Source organism: Bradyrhizobium elkanii WSM2783, assembly GCF_000472865.1.
GTDB lineage: Bacteria > Pseudomonadota > Alphaproteobacteria > Rhizobiales > Xanthobacteraceae > Bradyrhizobium > Bradyrhizobium elkanii_A.
Map to the genome: position 1 here is coordinate 67,798 of NZ_AXAP01000005.1, position 20,214 is coordinate 88,011.

Annotated in this window: 18 protein-coding genes; 12 read left to right on the top strand and 6 right to left on the bottom strand. The window is 64.2% G+C overall.

Translation table 11 applies throughout. The annotated features are described in order from the left end of the window. Positions 1-13: 13 nt before the first annotated feature. The gene (locus tag YY7_RS0106995) at positions 14-1,528 is read right to left on the bottom strand and encodes an amidase (protein WP_028162611.1); all 1,515 of its coding nucleotides are present in this window, start codon (positions 1,526-1,528) and stop codon (positions 14-16) included. A gap of 158 nt (positions 1,529-1,686) precedes the next feature. Further along, positions 1,687-2,826 carry a substrate-binding domain-containing protein gene (locus YY7_RS0107000; RefSeq protein WP_155255075.1) on the bottom strand — a complete coding sequence of 380 codons (1,140 nt, stop codon included), beginning with the start codon at positions 2,824-2,826 and terminating at the stop codon, positions 1,687-1,689. 225 nt (positions 2,827-3,051) lie between these two features. Between YY7_RS0107000 and YY7_RS0107005 the strand changes: the two genes are divergently transcribed. After that, positions 3,052-3,495: a MarR family winged helix-turn-helix transcriptional regulator gene (locus YY7_RS0107005; protein WP_028162613.1), complete on the top strand. Its 444-nt coding sequence runs from the start codon at positions 3,052-3,054 to the stop codon at positions 3,493-3,495. Between the two features lie 146 nt (positions 3,496-3,641). Here YY7_RS0107005 and YY7_RS0107010 read toward each other — a convergent pair whose 3' ends face one another. Both YY7_RS0107010 and YY7_RS0107015 read right to left on the bottom strand, forming a co-directional pair. Further along, complete coding sequence (locus YY7_RS0107010; protein ID WP_028162614.1) at positions 3,642-4,043, bottom strand: DOPA 4,5-dioxygenase family protein; 402 nt, start codon at positions 4,041-4,043, stop codon at positions 3,642-3,644. A gap of 50 nt (positions 4,044-4,093) precedes the next feature. Then, positions 4,094-5,323, bottom strand: coding sequence for an amidohydrolase family protein (locus YY7_RS0107015; RefSeq protein WP_051396575.1), 1,230 nt, complete (start codon positions 5,321-5,323; stop codon positions 4,094-4,096). A 179-nt stretch (positions 5,324-5,502) separates the two neighbouring features. Between YY7_RS0107015 and YY7_RS0107020 the strand changes: the two genes are divergently transcribed. The 3 genes from YY7_RS0107020 (at position 5,503) to YY7_RS0107035 (ending at position 8,066) form a co-directional block, all read left to right on the top strand. Next, positions 5,503-6,372: a S1C family serine protease gene (locus YY7_RS0107020; protein WP_028162616.1), complete on the top strand. Its 870-nt coding sequence runs from the start codon at positions 5,503-5,505 to the stop codon at positions 6,370-6,372. Continuing rightward, positions 6,369-6,743, top strand: a complete 375-nt coding sequence (locus YY7_RS0107025) for a response regulator transcription factor (protein ID WP_028162617.1) — start codon at positions 6,369-6,371, stop codon at positions 6,741-6,743. Before YY7_RS0107020 ends, YY7_RS0107025 begins: the two co-directional genes overlap by 4 nt. Positions 6,744-7,691: 948 nt before the next feature. Next, positions 7,692-8,066, top strand: a complete 375-nt coding sequence (locus YY7_RS0107035) for a YkvA family protein (protein WP_028162618.1) — start codon at positions 7,692-7,694, stop codon at positions 8,064-8,066. Here YY7_RS0107035 and YY7_RS0107040 read toward each other — a convergent pair. After that, complete coding sequence (locus YY7_RS0107040) at positions 8,063-10,501, bottom strand: TonB-dependent receptor (RefSeq protein WP_028162619.1); 2,439 nt, start codon at positions 10,499-10,501, stop codon at positions 8,063-8,065. The genes YY7_RS0107035 and YY7_RS0107040 overlap by 4 nt on opposite strands. 195 nt (positions 10,502-10,696) lie before the next feature. Here YY7_RS0107040 and YY7_RS0107045 point away from each other — a divergent pair, with 195 nt between their 5' ends. Then, entirely contained in the window at positions 10,697-12,307 is a 1,611-nt protein-coding gene (locus YY7_RS0107045; RefSeq protein WP_051396576.1) for a rhodanese-like domain-containing protein, read from the top strand. 143 nt (positions 12,308-12,450) lie between these two features. On the opposite strand, the gene YY7_RS0107050 is transcribed toward YY7_RS0107045, so the two are convergent. Beyond that, the gene (locus YY7_RS0107050) at positions 12,451-13,818 is read right to left on the bottom strand and encodes a HAMP domain-containing sensor histidine kinase (protein WP_028162621.1); all 1,368 of its coding nucleotides are present in this window, start codon (positions 13,816-13,818) and stop codon (positions 12,451-12,453) included. A 192-nt stretch (positions 13,819-14,010) separates the two neighbouring features. On the opposite strand from YY7_RS0107050, the gene YY7_RS0107055 reads away from it, so the two are divergent. From YY7_RS0107055 to YY7_RS0107085, 7 genes are all read left to right on the top strand, one after another. Beyond that, on the top strand, positions 14,011-14,631 hold the full coding sequence (locus tag YY7_RS0107055; RefSeq protein WP_028162622.1) for a response regulator: 621 nt from the start codon (positions 14,011-14,013) through the stop codon (positions 14,629-14,631). Between the two features lie 87 nt (positions 14,632-14,718). Next, positions 14,719-15,564, top strand: a complete 846-nt coding sequence (gene fghA / locus YY7_RS0107060; protein WP_028162623.1) for an S-formylglutathione hydrolase — start codon at positions 14,719-14,721, stop codon at positions 15,562-15,564. Positions 15,565-15,766: 202 nt separating this feature from the next. Continuing rightward, on the top strand, positions 15,767-16,948 hold the full coding sequence (locus YY7_RS0107065; protein ID WP_028162624.1) for an ABC transporter substrate-binding protein: 1,182 nt from the start codon (positions 15,767-15,769) through the stop codon (positions 16,946-16,948). Positions 16,949-16,962: 14 nt separating this feature from the next. Beyond that, positions 16,963-17,934 (top strand): YVTN family beta-propeller repeat protein, encoded by a 972-nt coding sequence (locus YY7_RS0107070; protein WP_245287217.1) that lies wholly within the window; start codon positions 16,963-16,965, stop codon positions 17,932-17,934. Between the two features lie 41 nt (positions 17,935-17,975). After that, positions 17,976-18,752, top strand: a complete 777-nt coding sequence (locus YY7_RS0107075) for an ABC transporter ATP-binding protein (RefSeq protein WP_051396586.1) — start codon at positions 17,976-17,978, stop codon at positions 18,750-18,752. Next, complete coding sequence (locus YY7_RS0107080) at positions 18,749-19,597, top strand: ABC transporter permease (RefSeq protein ID WP_028162627.1); 849 nt, start codon at positions 18,749-18,751, stop codon at positions 19,595-19,597. The genes YY7_RS0107075 and YY7_RS0107080 overlap by 4 nt, the downstream gene beginning before the upstream one ends. Then, positions 19,594-20,208, top strand: a complete 615-nt coding sequence (locus tag YY7_RS0107085; RefSeq protein WP_028162628.1) for a hypothetical protein — start codon at positions 19,594-19,596, stop codon at positions 20,206-20,208. Before YY7_RS0107080 ends, YY7_RS0107085 begins: the two co-directional genes overlap by 4 nt. The last annotated feature ends 6 nt before the right edge of the window (positions 20,209-20,214 follow it).

Below are 20,214 nucleotides of genomic sequence, written 5' to 3' on the forward strand. Positions count from 1 at the left end.
AACGATAACTTCCTCACATCTTCTTCCAGTCGCCGGACTGCTCGAAGGCATGCGCGGCGCGGTAGATAGTGGATTCCTCGAAGTGGCGGCCGACCAGCATCAAGCCGACCGGAAGGCCATCGACCATGCCGCACGGCAGCGACATCGCCGGATGATGGGAGATGTCGAACGGCGAGGTGTTGGAGATCATCTCGAACGCGCGCGCGACATAATCCTCGCGGCTCGGATTTGCCGGCGGCAGCGGCGTCGCCTTCATAGGCGTGGTCGGCAGCAGCAGCAGATCGTAGTCCTTGAACACCGCGTCATAGGCGGCCGTCAGCCGGCGCGAGACGTTGACGGCCTTGCCGTAATGGCGCGGGCCGAAAGTGTTGTTGATGTAGGTGCCGAACAGCAGCAACAGCTTGGTGGTCTCCGAAAGCGAATCCGCCTGTCGCCGCCAGCCGCGGTGGAAATCCATCAGCGAGGTTGAATAGAGGTCGGGACGGCTCAGGCCGTAACCGTCGCCGTACATCATGGTCTGCGTCATCCCCTCGGTGCCGATCGGCATCCAGATCGCGGGGCCGAGCAGATGCATTGGAATCGAGACGTCGGTGACGGAGGCGCCGAGATCCTTGAAGCGCTTCGCCGCTTCGCGGACGCTTTCGTTCACCGCGGGCTCCGCTCCGGCCTGCTCGAACCCTTCCTTGAGCACACCGATCTTCAATCCCTTCACACCCTTGCCGAGCGCCTTGGTGTATTCATCGACCTTGGGCGCCTTGATGCGGGGATCGTAGCCGTCGTCGCCGGCGAGCACTTCGAGCAACAAGGCGTTGTCTTCCACCGTCGCCGTCATCGGCCCGGTGTGATCGACGAAGACCTCGATCGGCATCACGCCGGTGTAGGGCACGAGCCCCCAGGTCGGCTTCATACCATAGGTGCCACAGAACGAGGATGGCATGCGGATCGAGCCGCCCTGGTCGCCGCCGATCGCCATGTCGACCTCGCCAAGCGCGACCACGACGCCGCTGCCCGATGACGATCCGCCGGCCGAATAGCCCATCTTGTAGGGATTATGCACCGGCCCGGTGGAATTGGTGTGGCTGCCGCCGGAAATGCAGAAGGATTCGCAATGCACCTTGCCGGCGATCTCCGCGCCGGCATCCAGCATGCGCGTCACGATCGTCGCATCGAAATCGGGGACATAACCTTCGAGCGTCGACGAGCCGTTCATCATCGGCACGCCCGCCAGCATGATGTTGTCCTTCAGCGCGACCTTCTTGCCCTTGAGCTTGCCACTGTCCGCACCCTTTACCGTCGCCTTGCGGTACCAGGCGTTGCGCGGATTTTCCTCCGGGCTCGGCCGATAGCCGGGCGTGCGCGGATATTTTACGGGCGGCACCTCGTCCGGCATCGCGGCAACGAGGTTGTAGGCGTCGACCGAACTTTGCATCAGCCCGCGGAACGAAGCGACGTCTTCGTCGGAAAGCGCGAGGCCGCATTGCGCGGCGACCGCGCGAAGTTGCGTGGGGGTCGGAAGCACGACGGACAAGACACTCTCCCTGGAAGCTTGATGATGGCGCGCGGCCGCGGAATGCATGCGAAGACGCGGTCCCATCCGAGGCCGCCCGGGTATTACAGACGGAAATATTTTCCTTTTCAAGAATTATTTTGCAGAACGGCGCGCGCGGACGCAATTCCTTGCGTGCGTCAGATCGTCTTGATCAGCTTGAAATCGAGGCCGTCGGCTTCGGCGAGATACATCGGCATCTCGGCGCGGCCATTGCGAACGGTCACCGGGCCGCGAGCGCCGGTATAGATGATGTTGCGCCCCGCCGTGAGCAGCGGCTTGAACGCCAGCGAGCCCGCACGTTCGGCCGCCGCCTGCAGGAAGCGCAGACCCTCGTAGTTGGATTGCGCGACCGAACCGATTGGCGGTGCCATGGGGCCGAACGTGGCGCGATATTGACTGAGGAAGTCGTCGTTGGCGCGCGAGCCGATGCCGATGAAATAGCCGGACGCGCAGAACAGGTTCTCGGTGTTGTCGGCGCCGATACCGAGCAGCACGGTCTCGTCCATCGCGCCGGCCAGCCTGAGCGTCGTTGCCGCCAGGCCACTCTCGGCAAAGGCGCGGTTGAAGGTGACGCTGTCGGTGCCGATCAGCGAGATCAGCACGACATCGGGACGCGCGGCACGGATGCGGTCGAGATGGGCCGAATGATTGTCCTCGCCGACCGGGACGAACTCCTCGCCGACCACCTGCCCGCCGGACTCGGCGATATATTTCTTCACCGCACGATGCGATTGCCACGGCCAGACATAGTCGCTGCCGATCAGATACCAGCGCGAGGCCTTCTTGACATCGGCGAGCCAGTGGATCGCGGGCCGGCTCTGCCAGCGCGGCGTCTCGCCGATCGCCATCACCCCCGGCGTGCGCTCGCCGCCCTCATAGACCGGCGTGTAGATATAGGGCACCCGGCCGCCGGTGACCTTGCGCAGCGCGACGCGGACCGCGCTGATATGCGAGCCCATGATCACGTCGACCTCGTCAAAGGCGACCGCCTCCGCGGCACGGCGCACGACATCCTCGATCGGGCCGCCGGCATCCAGCATCGTCAATTCGATCTCGCGGCCCAGAATGCCGCCGCGACGATTGATCTCGGAGACCGCGAGCAACACCGCGTTGGTGGTGGCCGGCCCCCAAATTCCCGGCGAGCCGGAGAAGGTGAGGAAGTTCGCGACCCTCAATTTGTTGTGGGCGCCACCTCGCTTGCTGAAGCCGACATCAGCGGGATGCCAGGACGGATCGGTCGTCGGCGCCGAGAGGCCTCTGAACACGAAGGGCGGCATGGCGGCGCCGCCGCTGTTGACGCTGACTGTTGAGAGCACGCCCACTCCTGTCCGACACTTCGCCCCTTGTCGCGCGGTGCATCGATGCACGGCGCCGCCGGTTGTCCCACCCGTTCGACAAATATCCTAGGCGAAAATATTGAAACTTCAACAATTGCCATGCATATAGAACGGGCAATCAGCGCCAGTCATTCGCTCATCAGGGTCAAAACAAAGTCTTCGATCGTGGCCAAACCGCCAAGCCAAGATACCCCGCTCACTGAACATCTCGCCTACCTGCTCGCGCAAGCCAACCGGGAAATCAACCGGCAGCTTGAATCGCGGCTGGCCAAGGAGGGTGTGCCGGTCGAGCAGTGGCGAATCCTGAAGGTCCTGTTCGACGGCAACGGCCGTTCGATGGGCGAACTCGCCGAAGCCGTGCTGCTCAACCACCCGACCCTGACCAAGATCGTCGACCGCATGGTGTCGGACGCCCTCGTCTACCGCGTCCAGGACCCGAAGGACCGCCGCAAGGTGCTGATGTTCTGCTCCGAGCGCGGAAAAATTCTGTGCCAGCGATTGAACTCGCTCGCCATGAGCCAGGAAGCGCACATCGTCGAGAACTACGGCAACAAGTCCACCAACGAATTGAAGCGGCTGCTGGAAAATCTGATCGACAGCGCGAATTGAGTTGTGAACTTGTAGGGTGGCCAAAGGCGCGTCAGCGCCGTGCCCACCATCAAGCGCTCCGCTCGTAACGGTGGGCACGCTTCTGTCATCGCTTGTTGAACCATCGAGCAAGAAGTCGCTTTGCCCACCCTACGAAACCACAAAACTCATGGCCGAAGACGCGGCGTCGTGTTCGGCGGGGGCGCCTGCTCGAGTTCGGTCTCTTCCGGCAGCTTCTCGCCGTGCACGGTGAGCGGCCGGCCGATCCAGAGCGGATCGACGAGATGATCGCGGCGCGGATTGCGCGTGTTCGGATGCACAAGGATACTGAGGCTGCCGTGGTTGAGCATCAGCCACGGCACGAACTCGGCAAAGACTTCCGCGGCGAAAGCCACCTGGTACATGGCCTGATCGTGCGGCCCGACCTTGACGTCGTGCCATCGGCCGAGCGTGACCGAAAAGCGCTCGCCGATCCATGTCCTCAAGCGCTCGGCCTCCGGCCTCGTTGTCGCCGGATCGTAGTAGATATGGGCGTGATAGCTCGCGATCTCGCCGGCCGACCGCGGCATGGCACCTTCCTGCAAATCGCTCATCCGTCTTTAACCTTCCGACCGATCCTTCACTTGATCTGCGCCAGGTCGCGCATATGGGCAAGATCAATCACGCGTCCGTGGCTGACGACGGCGGCCGGAGGCGCGTGAAAGCGAAGCACGTTCGTGACATCAGGGTGGTCGAGCACAACAAGGTTGGCAGGATAGCCCGCCTCGATCCCGTACTTCGCCAGATTGATCGCCGCTGCCGGTCGCGACGTGATCATATCATGCAGCGTATCGATGTCCCGCTCCTTCGTCATCCACAACAGATGCGCGGCAAGGAACGCCACCTCGGGCATGTTGTTCCTGCCGAATGGATAGTAGGCATCGGAAATATCGTCCTGCCCGAGGCAGACATTGACGCCCCGTTGCAGGAGCTCCTTGACCCGCGCATGCAACGGGCCGGTATGAGGGTCGCTGACGATGCTGACGCGCGCTTGCCGCAACAGCTCGGTCAATTCGCCGAAATAGGATTGCGGATAGAGCGCCATCGCCCGGCAATGATGCGCCAGCGCGCGTCCCTGGTAGCCGCGCGAGATCGCCTGGCGCGCCATCGATTCCAGCGTCTTCATGTTGGGATCGCCGACGTCGTCCAGCAACATCGAGATGTCGGCGTTGAACTCGGCGGCGAGATCGAAACAGAAATCGATGTGCGCCTGCATGTCGTCGGCATTGGATTCGATCCAGGGAATACCGCCGACGACGTCAGCGCCCATCGCCATCGCCTCCCGCATCAATCGGTCGGCGCCCGGCTCGCGCGCAAGCCCGTCCTGCGCGAACGCCACGACCTGGAGATCGACGATATCGCGGAATTCCTCGCGGACCGCCAGCAGTGCCTTGACGCCCTCGAGCCGCGCCTTGGTGTCGACATCGGCAAAGGCACGGATGTGCAGATTGCCATGCAGCGCTGCCAGCGCGACCGCACGCCTGGCGTTCGGGATGATCCAGGACGCGTCGTACTTCTCCTTCACCGCGGCGGCGAGATCGATCGCTTTCGCCGCCTCGCTCATGCCGCCGCCGTGATAGGCTTCGAGTGCCGCTTCCGACAGCATCGGCAGCGTCCACACCTTGCAAAGATGCAGATGCGCGTTGACGTAAGGCGGCGTCACCAGGTTTCCACCGGCGTCCAGCGTCAGGCGGGCATCTCCGCCAAGGCGAGGCGCTATCTCGGCAATGACGCCATCCGAAATCGCGATGTCCGCAAGCGCGTCGCCCTGGCCCAGCAAGCGGGCATTTCGGATCAGAAGGTCGGTCATATCGGCAATTCCGGTCGAGCAGGAGAATTGAGAAGCTGGGCCTCGTATCGAGGGCCGCAATGCACATCTGATGCAAGAAGGATACCGTTCCGGCGCGGCGGTTCACGCCTGCCCACCCGGGCAGTTTCCAACGGCGCAGGAGCGTGCCCAGATCGGAGAAAATCCAACGGAGTTTTACCATGTCCGATCCCTCAGTGCTTGCCACATTCTCCGGCGCGATCGCCGACATCGTCGCCCGCGTCGCGCCGGCCATCGTTTCCGTGCACTCGCACCGCTCGCGTGCTTCGGGCTTTGTCTGGAAAGCGGGCCTGGTCGTCACCGCCGACGAGGCGCTTGCAGAAGAAGGCGAGGTCATCGTCCGCTTTGCCGACGGAACGGAGCGACCTGCAACCATCGCCGGACGCGATCACACCACGGATATTGCGCTATTGCGGGTCGAGACCTCCAGCATCGCGCCGATCAAGCTTTCATCGGCGGTACCGGCGCTCGGATCGCTGGCGTTGGTCGTCGCCGCCGAGCGTGGCGTGCCCGCGGCGGCGCTCGGCCTGATATCGCTGGTCGGCGGCACCTGGCGGAGCCTGCGCGGCGGCGACATCGATGCGCGCATCGAGCTCGACGTCCGCCTGAGGCCAAGTCACGAGGGTGGGCTTGCGCTCAATGGCTCCGGCGACGCCATCGGCATGGCCGTGCTCGGCGCGCGGCGCGTCCTTGTCATTCCGGCCGCGACCATCGCGCGCGTGGCGGGCCGGCTGGAGACCCATGGCCGGATCGCGCGCGGCTATCTCGGGCTCGGCCTGCAGCCGGTCAAGCTCGACGACGGCATTGGCGCGATGGTGATGAGCGTCGACAAGGCCGGCCCCTCGGCGGCCGCCGGCATCCGGCAAGGCGACGTGATCGTCGGCTGGAACGACGAGAAGATTTCCGGCGTGCGGGCCCTGCTCAGGGCGCTCGGGCCCGACAGCGTCGGCGCCACCGTCGACGTCGCGGTGCGGCGTGGCGGCGAGCCGGTGCGGGTCAAGCTGACGGTCGGGGAAAGGCCGGAGACGTGAGCGAACAGACCTCGCCTCCCCTCGTCGTCGCCATCGACGTCGGCGATCCCGCGCTTGCGGACCGGCTCGCCTCGCTGCTCGGCGGCGTCGCAGGCTTGCGCCTTGCCGCGCCGGGCGAAGCGGCGAGCATCGCGCTGGTCTCAAGGGATCAGCCAACGGGCGAACGATCGGAGATCGAGCTGACGCCGCGCGAGCGCGACGTGCTGGCGCTGATGGCCGAGGGCGCCTCGAACAAGGCGATTGCGCGGCAGCTCGGGATCTCCGCGCACACCGCCAAATTCCACGTCAGCTCGCTGCTCGACAAACTCGATGCCACCGGCCGCACCGATGCGGTGGCGCATGCGGCGCGACGCGGGGTGATCCATCTGTAGCGCGATGAGATCGGGTTAAATTGCATCTACCGCGCTCGCGATAGTGGTCGCGTGCTACGGCGGGCAAGTCGCCTTGCCCTCCGTCGTCCCCGCGAAAGCGGGGACCCATAACCGCAGGGTTGTGTTGTGGCGCGAGCAAGCGGTTGCAGCGGAGCACACCACAAAGGCCGGTGGTTATGGGTCCCGGTCCCGGCTACGCCAAGAGGCTTCGCCGCGGCGCGCAAGCCCGGGACGACGGGAGGAAGGTTCTGATTCAATTGTCAAACAGCGAGGGGATGTGAATCTGCATTCTCGCGGCGCTTTGCGTCCGAGCTTTGCGTCCGTTTCACCCTCCTCGATATCAGAGGGCGCAGGGAAAGCCGGGTGCTGGTTGCACCCGTGGGTCCCGTGCAACAAAAAGCACGGGGGTAGGACCACAGGTTCAACCGAAGCATTCCGGCTTTCCCTGCGCGATGGTGTTACGGTTTGCTTCGTGCTCTCCCCGGTGACCGGGCTCTTTTGCCACCGTCACTTCGCAAGAAGCTTAGCGCCGGCGTCGGGGCGCCAGGACCACACGACTTCGCCGTCCGCTGATGTTGCGTTCGTCTTGCGCAACAGCCGCGTCCACCGCATCTCACCGCAACGTTCGTGACGATCGCGAGCCGCCCCTCATCCGCCGTGAGACGCGCGGAGTCATAGTGCTGATTTGCCCGACGGCGAAAGTGGAATGTTTTTCGCGCGAGGGCTGGACAGACTTTTGGTGATTTGCCCGTCGGGTTGATTTGTCGCACCCATTGCCTCCACATCGTCATTGCGAGCGGAGCGAAGCAATCCATAGCGCTACGCGTGGAGGCGTGGATTGCTTCGCTTCGCTCGCAATGACGGCGGAGTTTGGCGCCCAGGAGGCGGTAGGTTACGCTGCGCTCCCGCTACGAACGGCCCGCACTTGGAGAGGTGGAAAGAGAGCAGATGCTGGAGGCCATCAAAACCTGGGTGCGCACGCTCAAGCGCGACAGTCGCGCTGTCTATCTGGCCGCCCGCGACCCGCGGGTGCCGTGGTACGCGAAGCTACTCGCCATTGCGGTTGCGGGATATGCGCTCTCGCCGATCGACCTCATTCCCGACTTCATTCCGGTGATCGGCTATCTCGACGATCTCGTGCTGGTGCCGCTCGGGATCTGGCTCGTGATCTCGCTGGTTCCGAAGGAGATCATGATCGAGTGCCGCGCCAGGGCGAGCGAAGCCTCGCCTCCCGCGAGCCGTGCCGCGATGGCTGTCATCATCCTCGTCTGGATCAGTGCCGCGCTGGCGCTTGGCTGGGCCGCCTACAGGTATTGGGGTTAGAACGTCGCCCGAACTCCTGCATAGAAGGCGCGCGGCCGTGCCGGGCTGACCGAGCGCGGGTCGGTGAACGGCACCCCGCCGGCGGCGAAATTGGGCGCCTGGTCCGTCTCGAAGAAGGTGCCGAAGGTCGCATATCGGCTGTCGAGCAGGTTATCGATACGACCATAGATCTGGACGTTCTTGGTGAGCTGGTAGGAGGCATGGGCATTGAACACCGCGTAGGACGCCAGCTTCGGCGCCTGGTTGGAATCGTCGCCGACAAAATACTGGCCGCTGACGTAGATCGCGTCCGCGCCGACCTTGAACTGATCGGTGAGCGCATAGTCGAAGCCGGCCTTGATGCGATGGCGAGGAACCGCAGGAACCTGGTTGCCGGGCAGGATCTGCACATTGCCGTTTTCATCGGCGAAGGGACTGTTGGAGCCGACCTGCAGCGCATCCAGAAACCGCGCGTCGATGAAGGCATAGCTCGCATACATCTGCAGCGCGGATGATTTCACCTGGATTTCGGCCTCGACGCCCTGTCGTCGCGTCGAACCGACATTCTGGAAATAGCCGAAGCCCTGCAGCACCGGGCTTGGGATCGCGAGAATGTCGTTGTTGTTGGTGGTGCGGAAGCCGCCGACCTTCCAGGACAGCGTGCCGATGTTCAATTCCTTGGTGCCGCGCAGGCCGGCCTCGACGGTGCGCGACACCACCTGCTGCAGTGGCGGATCGGAGACCAGGAAGGCGCCAACAATGCAGGGGCGCGCGGGATCGGCGCAGCCCAGCTCCAGCGGCGTCGGCGCGCGATTGGCTTCGGAGTAGCCGGCATAGCCGGTCAGCTCCGGTGTGATCTTGTAGGTGCCGCCGATGATCGGGTTGAAGCGGTCATAGATGCTGTAGCCGTTCAGGGCGGTGCCGATCTGGTCCTCAAGCCTGATGCGCGCATCGTTGTAGCGGCCGCCCGCCGTGATCGAGAACGCATTCGTGACGTCGAAGGTGTCGAGCGCATAGATGCCGGTATACTGATTGGTGGTGCGCAGCGAGACCGGGCCGATCGAGACGGGATCGCCGGACTGGCCGAGAAAGATGCCGCTGCCGCTGACGACGTAGTTCGGGCCAATGGTGCCGAGCTCCGCACTCGCGGTGAAGTTCGAGACGCTGGTGTCGAAGCTGGCACCGATCGTGAAGCGGTTGTCATGGCCGAAGAGTTGATCCGTGTTCGTCGCCGCCAGTTGCATGCCTCCCGTGGTCGATTTCGTCGTGGTGCGGTCGTTCTCGCCAAGCACCGCGCCCGCCGGAAACGGATTGGCGAGCTGGACGCCGTTCAGGCCGTTTGCCGGGACATCATCGCTGTTGAAGCACAGTAGCCCTGCATCGGCCTCGCACGGCTCCGTCGCTGTCGGATTGCCGTCTTGCGTCTTCTGCTTGTAGAATCGCAGATGCGCGGCGCCCTCGATGGTCCAGGTCGGGGTCGCCTCCACTTTTCCTGTCAGGTTGAAGTAGCTGACCTTGTTGGCCGTGGTTTGCGGCGTGGTGTAGGTCGCGCCCCAATATCGCTGCAGCAGTTCGACCGGCACGGTGGCCGCCGCGCCGAACTTGTTGTCGGCGAGGCCGATATTGAGATGGAATTCGCTGACGTCGTTCTTGTGGGCGACGTCGCCGTAGAAGCGGCGGACGTCGGAAGGAGAGAAGTTGCGAAAGCCGTTGTCGTGCAGACCTTCCAGCGCGCCATAAACGGCAAAATTGTCGATCTGCTTGCCCCATTGCGCCGCGCCCTGGATGCGGCCGAACGAGCCGCCCATGGTGTTGATCTCGGCGCCCTGATAGGAAAAGCCGTCCTTCATCTGGACGACGACTGCGCCGCCCAGCGCGTTGAGACCGAAGGCTGGATTGTTGGTCACAACATCGATGGACCTGACCGCACTGGTTGGAATCAGGTCCCAGTTGACCGTGTCACCGAAGGCTTCGTTGATCCGTACCCCGTTCTGGTAGACCGCAAGGCCCTGCGGCGTGCCTGCCACCGGAGACGCCACGAAGCCGCGGAATTGGACATCAGGCTGGAAGGGATTGCCGGCGACCTCGTTGACGATGACGCCCGGCACGCGCTGATCGAGCGCGGTCGTGATATTGAACGAATCGGTTCGCGCGATTTCCCTGCTGTCGACGACATTGACGGCCGCCGGAATCTTGTCCGCTTCGACCGCGGCGGCCGAATCCGAGGTCGGCGTCGGCGCGGTCGGGACATAAACGACCCTTGGCGCTCTTGTCCGCGCGCGCACGGGAGCCGCCGTAGGACGGCCGCGCCTGGTGCGGTCTGCAGGCGTCACCTCCACCGGCGGCAATGTCTCGACCTGCTGGCCCCCGCTCTGGGCGAATCCGGTCTCGTTCCCGACGACAACGACAACACCCGTCGCAATCGATGCGACAAGCAGCACCCGCACGCCCGCCATTTACCACCCGTTCCACCCACCGTCCGGCCGTTGTCGCCGATTCGAGCGATACTAGAGTGCAGAACGCGCAGTGCGCTACCTGCAAGTGTTCCCGAAAGTTTCGGGAAAATTCCCGATCCGCTTCGGCCAGCGCCATCGGCCATCGACAATATCTGCTATATGCCGACCCTCACGAGTTCCTCTCTGGATGCACCAATGAAGCCAATCTCTGGCACGCCGCCGAAGCGCTCTGATACGGCGCCACTCATTGCTCCCACCGAATTGCGCCGGCGCTGGCGGGCCGGCGAGGAGGTGGCGCTGCTCGACGTGCGCGAGGAAGGCCCCTACTCGCTGGCGCATCCGTTCTTCGCCGTCTCCCTGCCGCTTTCGCAGATCGAGCTGCGTGTTCTCGATCTGATCCCGCGGCTTGGCGCCCCCATTGTCGTGTACGACGACGGCGAAGGATATGCCGAGCGGGCGGCGACACGCATTTCAGCGCTCGGCTATACGGATGTCTCGATCCTGGACGGCGGCCTCGGAGCTTATCGGGCGGTCGGCGAGGTCTTTCGCGACGTCAATGTGCCGAGCAAGGCGTTCGGCGAGCTCGTCGAGGCGATCCGCCACACACCTTCCCTGTCGGCGGACGAGGTCAAGGCCCTGATCGAGACCGAGCCCGATCTGGTCGTGCTCGACGCCCGCCGGTTCGAGGAATACCGGACCATGAGCATTCCGCGCGGCGTCAGCGTTCCCGGCGGTGAGCTCGCGTTTCGCGCAAGGGAAATCGCGCCTGCGCCCGGCACCACCATCATCGTCAATTGCGCCGGCCGGACGCGCAGCATCATCGGCACGCAGTCGCTGATCAATGCCGGGCTTCCCAACAAAATCTTCGCGCTGCGAAACGGCACGATCGGCTGGACCTTGGCCGGACATCAGGTCGAACGTGACAGGACCGACCGGTTCCTGGAGCGCCCCGAAGCGACTTATTCCACAGCACTAGCCAGCGCGACGCAATGGGCCGAGCGCGTTGGTGTTCCGGCCCTCGACCGCACCACATTCGATCGCTTTGTTGCGCAGGCGAATGAACGTACGCTCTATCTGCTCGATGTGCGGACGCCGGAGGAATACGAGCGCGGACATCCGCCCGGCTTCGCCTCCGCACCTGGCGGGCAGCTCGTGCAGGCGACGGACGAATGGGTTACCGTGCGCGGATCGCGGCTCGTGCTGTTCGATGACGACGGCGTTCGCGCACGCATGGCCGCATCCTGGTTGATCCAGATGGGCTGGGAGGCTCACATCGTCGGGCCGGAGGTGATGGGGGCGACCGAGGCCGGCACTCGGCCACCGCGCCGTCCCGTGCCGGCAGCCTCGGTCCCAACGATCGACGTGGCGGACCTGATCGCAAACCCCGATAGCTGGACCGTCATTGATCTCGCGCGCAGCCCCGCTTATGCCGCGGGCCATATCCCCGGCGCTCATTTCGTGCTGGCCTCGCGCTTCACCGAGGATTTGCCGCGGCTGCCCGGCGAAGGAGCGATCGTTCTCACCAGCGCCGACGGCGACGAGGCCCTGTTCGCGCTTGCGGATGCGACCGCTTCGACGCAGCGCAAAGTAGCCGTGCTGAAAGGCGGAACGCGCGCCTGGACCGGCAGCAATCAGCCGCTGGAGCGGGACCGGCATTCCTGGATCTCGCACCCTGATGATGTCTACAAGCGCCCGTATGAGGGGACAGACAATGCGGCGGCCGCGATGCAGGCCTATATCGATTGGGAGCTGCACCTTGTCGCCCAGCTCGCAAACGATTCAGTGTCCAACTTTCACGTCGTGTAGGTCTCACGTCGTCTGGGGCGGCACAACCAGCTACAGTATGATGTCATTAGGTTGAATCGGCCTGGCCGCAAGTTCACCTCTCCCTATGGGAGAGGTGAAGTGCAGCACCCTTGGCGGATACAATTCGACCTCATCTCATGGAACTAGGCGCGCGCACCCGTAGGAACCAGCGCCTCCACCGTCACGCCATCAGACGACGAAACCGTCAGCGAGCCGCCCAATGCCAACAGGCGTTCGCGCATGCCGGTGAGGCCGAAGCCGAACTGGTGATCGGGGCTGAGGCCACGGCCGTTGTCGCGGACCCGCACCCGCGCGCAACAGCGATTTCCCCGCACGCTGTCCGGCTGCTCCGCCGGCTCGACCGTGACCGTGACCGCGGTCGCACCGGCATGGCGGAAGGCATTGGTCAGCGCTTCCTGGACGACGCGGTAGATCGTGAGATCGGCCGTCTCCCCGGTCTCGCCGAGGGAAGGAGAAATGGTTGTTTCGATCGCGACCTCCGGATGCGATTCCTTCCACAGGCGGAACAGGGCAGAGAGCGCCTCGTGAAGTCCGAGCTCAGCGAGCCCGATCGGCCGCAGCTTCTCCAATATCCGGCGCGTGAACTGCTGCAGCGCATTGACCTGCTCCAGCATCGCCCCGCCGTGCTTTCGCACCTGGTCCGGACTTGCCTCGCGCGCATCAGGTAGCCGCATCAACGCGCTTGCGTGAGCGCGCAGCGCGAACAAATGCGGGCCGAGTTCGTCGTGCAATTCGCGCGCGATCTCCTTGCGCTCGCGGTCCTGCAGCGAAAACGCGCGTTCGGCAAGCTGCCGCTTGTCCTCGATCGCCTCGCCGAGCGTGGTCGCGAGGTGGTTGAGCTGGCCACAGATCGCAGCCAGCTCCGGCGCGCCGCCCGGCGTCACCCGAACATCGTATTGCCCGGCCTCGATCTTCGCCATGGCTTGCGACAGCTCTTCGAGCGGCGCCAGCGCACGGCCGACAACGCTTCTGATGATCAGGAAAAGCACGACGACGATCGCGGAACCGATCGCGAGCTGGGTGACGATGCCGTCCCAGATCTCCGCCATCTCGTCATTCGGATGCGAGGTGATCACGAGCGATTCCGATTTGCCGCGGATCGAGATCGGCACGCTAACGGACGTTGTCTCCGGATGGACGAGCGCGACGAACCAGGCCGGCGGCGATCGCGCTTCCTCGCGGCTCTCGGTCGCCTCGTCCTGCCCGGACTTTGCGGTCGCGCCGTCCTGCCGCATGATGCTGACGTGACGCAGCCGGCTCAGATCGCGAACGATCTGGTCGAGCCGGGCGTCAGGATCCGGCGCCTCGTTCAATCCGGCAACGATCGTGGTCACGAATTCCCGCGCCAAACGAATGACGCTCTGGTCCTCGGCCTGGACCCGGGGCCCTGCCTCGACGACAAGCCGGGCGATGTTGATGGCGAGACCGAGCGCGAGGACGAGCGCCAGCAGCAGGTTGATCCGCCCGCGCAAGGAAAGTTTCTGCCACATCGCCTTTGCCCACGATCACCCGCGTTCGGTTCCTCAATCAAGAGGAGCGTTGACAGACAAATACCGCGTCTGTCTAATCGAAGGGTACAGCAATCGCGCTGGAGATGCATGAGCCAGCCTGCGGGCGAGCCGCGCTCGTGCATTCTGATGCGGTGCAGCAACGGACTGACGCAGCTATCCGGGACTTCAAGCATGCGCGTGCTGATCGTTGACGACCATCCGATCGTCGCTTCCGGCTGCCGCACCGTGTTCGCCGACGAGCCGGAGATCGAATTGCTTGAGGCATGCGACGCGGAAAGCGGCGAGCGCGTCTTTGTCGCCGAACGTCCCGACATCTCCGTGGTCGACATCAACTTGCCGACCGTCTCCGGCTTCGAACTGGCGCGGCGGATGCTGGCGCGGGACGACTCGGCGCGCATCATCATGTTCAGCATGAACGACGATCCGGTGTTCGCCGCCCGCGCCATCGAGATTGGCGCCAAGGGTTATGTGGCGAAGACTGGCGATCCCAACGATCTCGTCGAGGCGATCCGCGAAGTCGGCAATGGCGGCGTCTATCTGCCGCCCGCGATCGCGCGGCGCGTGGCCTTTGCCGGCCCCGCCGCGGCGCAGAGCCCGCTGTCGAAGCTCAATCCGCGCGAGATGGAGATCCTGCGCCTATTGAGTGCCGGCAAGACGCTCTCCGAGATCGCCTGGCTGGTTCATTCTTCCTACAAGACCGTCGCCAACACCTCCTCGATCATGCGCCAGAAACTGGGCGTGCGCACCTCAGCCGAACTGGTGCGGTTGGCGATCGAGAGCGGCGTCGCCTGAAGATCGCGCACGCATGATGCGGAATTGCAGGCAGCGGTTTTCCGAAAAGATTATGCGCAGACATAGAAAAGCGCCGGAGTGCTGGAGATGACGATTCAGACCGTTTCGACCAACAAATCCCATGGCGGCATCCAGGGCGTGTACAAGCATGCCAGCCGCGAAACCAAGACCGACATGACCTTTTCGGTTTATGTCCCCCCGCATCCGGCGGGCGCGAAGCTGCCGGTGGTGTACTATCTCTCCGGCCTGACCTGCACCCATGCCAATGTCACCGAGAAGGGCGAATACCGCGACACCTGCGCCGATCTCGGCCTGATCTTCGTGGCGCCCGACACCAGCCCGCGCGGCGAGGGCGTACCCGGGGATCCCGCCGGCGCCTATGACTTCGGGCTTGGCGCCGGTTTCTATGTCGACGCCACGCAGGAGCCGTTTGCGCAGAACTACCGGATGTGGAGCTATGTGACGCAGGAATTGCCGCAGGTGGTCGCGGCAAACTTCCCGGTCGATCCCGTGCGGCAGTCGATCATGGGCCACTCCATGGGCGGCCATGGCGCGCTGACGGTGGCGCTGCGTCATCCGAACCGCTATCGCGCCGCGAGCGCGTTTGCGCCGATCGTTGCGCCGTCACAGGTGCCCTGGGGCATCAAGGCGCTCGGCGGCTATCTCGGCGATGACAGAAGCGCTTGGCGCAAGCACGACACGGTGGCGCTGATCGAGGACGGCGCGCGGTTTTCCGACCTCTTGGTGGACGTCGGCGATGCCGACTCCTTCCTTGCTGAACAGCTTCGCCCGGAACTGCTGCAACAGGCCTGCGCGCAGGCAAATATCCCGCTCCTGCTCCGACGCCAGGAAGGCTACGATCATAGCTATTATTTCATCTCCACCTTCATGAGCGATCACTTGCGCTGGCACGCCGCGCGGCTCACGGCCTGAACCATCTCCATTGCGGCCACAGGTACGGCGGCATTCGACATCATTGCCGCGACGGCAGACCGCGCTCTCATGATCGTGATCGGGCGGAATCGAGGACGTCGCAACGACAAAATGCGGGGTTGCAAGCCAGGACAATTCAGTCATCTTGCAGCCCACAAGTAGCTCCATCGCCGGTCAAGGCGAGGAGGCGTTCGGAGGAAACATGGTCCGATGGCTGGTCGCCGCAATCGGTCTGATCGCAATGGCAATGCCCGTGCGTGCCACCGAGCCGATCGAGATCGGCATCGGCTATCTTGGCCGCGCCGGCGTGCAGCAGACACTGTCGCTGGTCGAGCAGCCCGCCGAGAATGACGGCATCGCCGGCGCGCGGCTTGCGGTCGAGGACAACAACACCACCGGAAAATTCCTCAACCAGCGCTTTAACCTGGAAGAGGCCCGTCTCAAGGAAGGCGAGGACGCAGCGAAGGCCGCGACTGCGCTCGCCGATCGCAATGGCTTCATCATCGCCGATCTTCCACCGGATGCGCTGCTGCAGGCGGCGGACGCACTGCGCGATCGCGGCACAGTGCTCTTGAACGCTGGCGCGATCGACGACCGGCTGCGTGAGCAGGACTGCCGCGCCAACGTGATCCACGTCGCGCCGACGCGCTCGATGCTGGCGGATGCGCTGGCGCAATATCTGGTGTGGAAGCAATGGAAGCGCTGGTTCCTCGTGGTCGGCTCACACGAGAAGGACAAGCTCTATGCCGATGCGCTGCGCCGCGCGGCGACGCGGTTCGGCGCCAAGATCGTGCAGGAGAAGATCTTCGAGGACACCGGCGGCGCCCGCCGCACCGACAGCGGGGTGACGCTGATCCAGCGGCAGATGCCGGTCTTCACCCAGCAGATTCCGGCCTATGACGTGCTGGTTGCCGCTGATGAAAGCGAGGTCTTCGCGTCCTATCTGCCCTATCGCACCTGGGACCCGCGGCCGGTCGCGGGCTCGGCCGGGCTCGTGCCGACGAGCTGGGACGCAGCGCAGGATCAGTGGGGCGCGGTCCAGATCCAGAACCGCTTTGTGAAACTGAATTCGCGGCGCATGACGGCGCTCGACATGCAGGCCTGGACCGCCGCGCGCATGATCGGCGAAGCCGCCTCGCGCACGAACTCGGGCGACCCGAAGAAGCTGCTTGCTTTCCTCAAGGGACCGGATTTCTCGGTGGCGGCGTTCAAGGGCACGCGGCTGACGCTGCGCGACTGGAACCTGCAGCTTCGCCAGCCGATTCTTCTGGTCGATGGGCGCATGGTCGTCTCGGTGTCGCCGCAGGAAGGCTTCCTGCACCAGGTCTCCGAGCTCGACACGCTCGGCGTCGACCGTCCCGAGACGAAATGCAAGCTGCAATGAGGGAGAGATCGCGCATGTTGCGCCGCTGTCTGCTTTCCGGAACGGTCCTTTGGCTCACGGCCGCCGCCCCCGCTTCCGCCTTCATGGCTTACGTCTCGAACGAGAAGGGCAACACCGTCTCCGTGATCGACACCGATAGCTGGACGGTGACAAAGACCATCAAGGTTGGCCAACGCCCGCGCGGCATCGAGTTCAGCCGCGACGGCAAGTTCGTGATGGTCGCGGTCGGCGACGACGATACCATCCAGGTGATCGACGCCAAGAAGCAGGAGGTGGTTGATACCCTGCCGTCCGGTCCCGATCCGGAACTGTTCACCCAGGATGCCGCGGGCAAGATCATGTATGTCGCCAATGAGAACGACAACACGGTGACCGTGATCGATCTCGAGAAGCGCGCCCGCATCGGCGACGTCCAGGTCGGCGTCGAGCCGGAGGGCATGACGATCAGCCCGGATGGCAAGATCCTGATCAACACCTCCGAGACCACCAACATGGCGCATTTCATCGACACGTCGACGCGCCAGATCGTCGCCAACGTGCTAGTCGACGCCCGGCCGCGCTTTGCCGAGTTCAAGCATGACGGCTCGGAATTGTGGGTCTCGTCCGAGATCGGCGGCACGGTGTCGATCGTCGATCCCGTCAAGCACGTGGTGACTGGCAAGGTCACCTTCAACATTCCCGGCCTACGCAGCGAGGCGATCCAGCCGGTCGGGATCGGCATGACCAAGGACGACAAGACCGCCTTCGTCGCGCTCGGCCCCGCCAACCGCATCGCGGTGGTCGACGCCGTCAATCACAAGGTGATCAAATATCTCCTGGTCGGGCAGCGGGTCTGGCACATGGCGTTCACGCCGGACGAGAAATACCTGCTGGTGACCAATGGCGTGTCCAACGACGTCTCCGTCATCGACGTCGCCGCGCAAAAGGTGATCAAGACCATCCAGGTCGGCGAACTTCCCTGGGGCGTTACGATTGCACCGCAATGACAGCAGCCGAGATACCCATCGCTGACAAATCATCGCCGGACATGTCGGCCCGGCACGATCCTGCCGGCGTTGCCGCTCTGTCGATCGAAGGCGTCAGCCATTCCTATGGCGCGCGCCGCGCGCTGATCGATGTGAGCTTTGAGGTCGCGCCGGCGAGCTTCACGGCCCTGCTCGGCCTGAACGGCGCCGGCAAGAGCACGCTGTTCTCGCTGATCACCCGATTGTTCGGCATCCAGGCAGGTCGCATCGGCATTTTCGGCCACGACATCAGCCGCGCGCCGGGCGAGGCGCTGCGGCTGCTCGGCGTCGTATTCCAGCCGCGCACGCTCGACCTCGATCTCTCGGTGACGCAGAACCTGCTCTATCACGCCGCCCTGCACGGCATCGGCCGGCGCGAGGCGCGGCTGCGCTCAGGCGAGGTGCTGGCGCGTATCGCGCTCTCCGACCGCGCCGGCAGCAAGGTGCGCGATCTCTCCGGCGGCCAGATGCGCCGGCTGGAGATCGCGCGTGCACTGCTGCACCGGCCGCGCCTGTTGCTGCTGGACGAGGCGACGGTCGGCCTCGACGTCAAGGCCCGTTCAGACATCCTTAACCACGTCCGACAGCTCGTCTCCGAGCAAGGCATCGGCGTGCTCTGGGCCACGCATTTGTTCGACGAGATCATGGCAAGCGATGACCTCGTGGTGCTGCACCAGGGCAAGGTGCTGGCGCGCGGCCAGGTCTCACGCGTGATCGCGGACACTGGCGCGCAGGACATCAACACCGCCTTCATGCGCCTGACCGGGGCTGCAGGGAAAGCCGGGAGCGAGGCATCATGAGCTCCATCACCGTCACGCCGTCACGGCGCGGCTTTTCGTTCGGCGAATACCTCACCTGCCTGAACGGCATTGTGTGGCGCGAGGCGCTACGCTTTCTGCATCAGCGCGAACGCTTCGTCTCGGCGCTGGTCAGGCCGCTGGTATGGCTGTTCATCTTCGCCGCCGGCTTCCGCCAGGTGCTGGGCATCTCGATCATTCCGCCCTACGAGACCTACATCCTCTACGAGGTCTATATCGCGCCGGGACTGATGGCGATGATCCAGCTTTTCAACGGCATGCAATCCTCGCTCTCGATGGTCTATGACCGCGAGATGGGCAATATGCGCACGCTGCTGGTGAGCCCGCTGCCGCGCGGCTATCTTTTGTTCTGCAAATTGCTGGCGGGCACCGCGGTGTCGCTGTTGCAGGTCTATGCCTTCCTCGTCATCGCATGGCTCTGGGACATCACGCCGCCGCCGATCGACTATCTCACCGTGCTGCCGGCGCTGGTGCTATCAGGGCTGATGTTGGGGGCGCTCGGCATGCTGATCTCCTCGGGGATCAAGCAGCTCGAGAATTTTGCCGGCGTCATGAACTTCGTGATCTTTCCGATGTTCTTTGCCTCATCCGCGCTGTATCCGCTGTGGCGCGTGCAGGAAGGCAGCCCGATGCTTTACTATGTCTGCCAGTTCAATCCATTCACCCACGCGGTCGAATTGATCCGCTTTGCGCTGTATGGCCAGATCAACTGGATTTCGCTCGGCGTCGTCGCCGGCTGCACGGCGGTGTTCATGATCGGCGCGATCCTGGCCTATGATCCCTCGCGTGGTTTGGCGCGGCGCGGGCCTGCGGGAGGGGAGACATGATCGGGCGGATTGCGATCGGAACATTGCTTGCCATCGCGGCGTCGCTCGGGATCGCGCGCGCCGCGGATCCGCGCTATCCCGACTGGCCCTGCGCGCAGGCCAAAGTGCCGGAGATTTCGCTCGCGGCGGTCTGGGCGGGACCGTCGCTCGACGACGTCCAGAACAAATGGAAAGAGGACCCCAAGATCAGCGTGCTGGTCGAGAAGCTGGCCGCGCGGCGCACGCCGCTTGATGATGCCCAAAAGGCGATCACTGACTTCCTTGCGGCTTCCGCGTCCGACAAGACCACCGCCGGCAAGCTGCTGTTCGCCGGCTTGTTCGATTCGCTCAACGCCCAGCGTTCCTCGGTCATGAACGGCATCGAGCGGGTGACGCGCAAGCAACGCGAGGCGGCCGAGAAGGTCCGCGCCGATACGCTCGCGCTGCAGGCGCTGCAGAACGCGTCCTCGCCCGATCAGGCCAAGATCGACGAACTCAGCAACCAGCTCCTGTGGGAAACACGGATCTTCGAGGACCGCCAACGTGTGGTCAGATTTGTCTGCGAAGTACCGACAACGATCGACCAGCGCCTGTTCGCGCTTGGCCGTACGATCCAGCAAGAGATGGAGTAGCGCCGG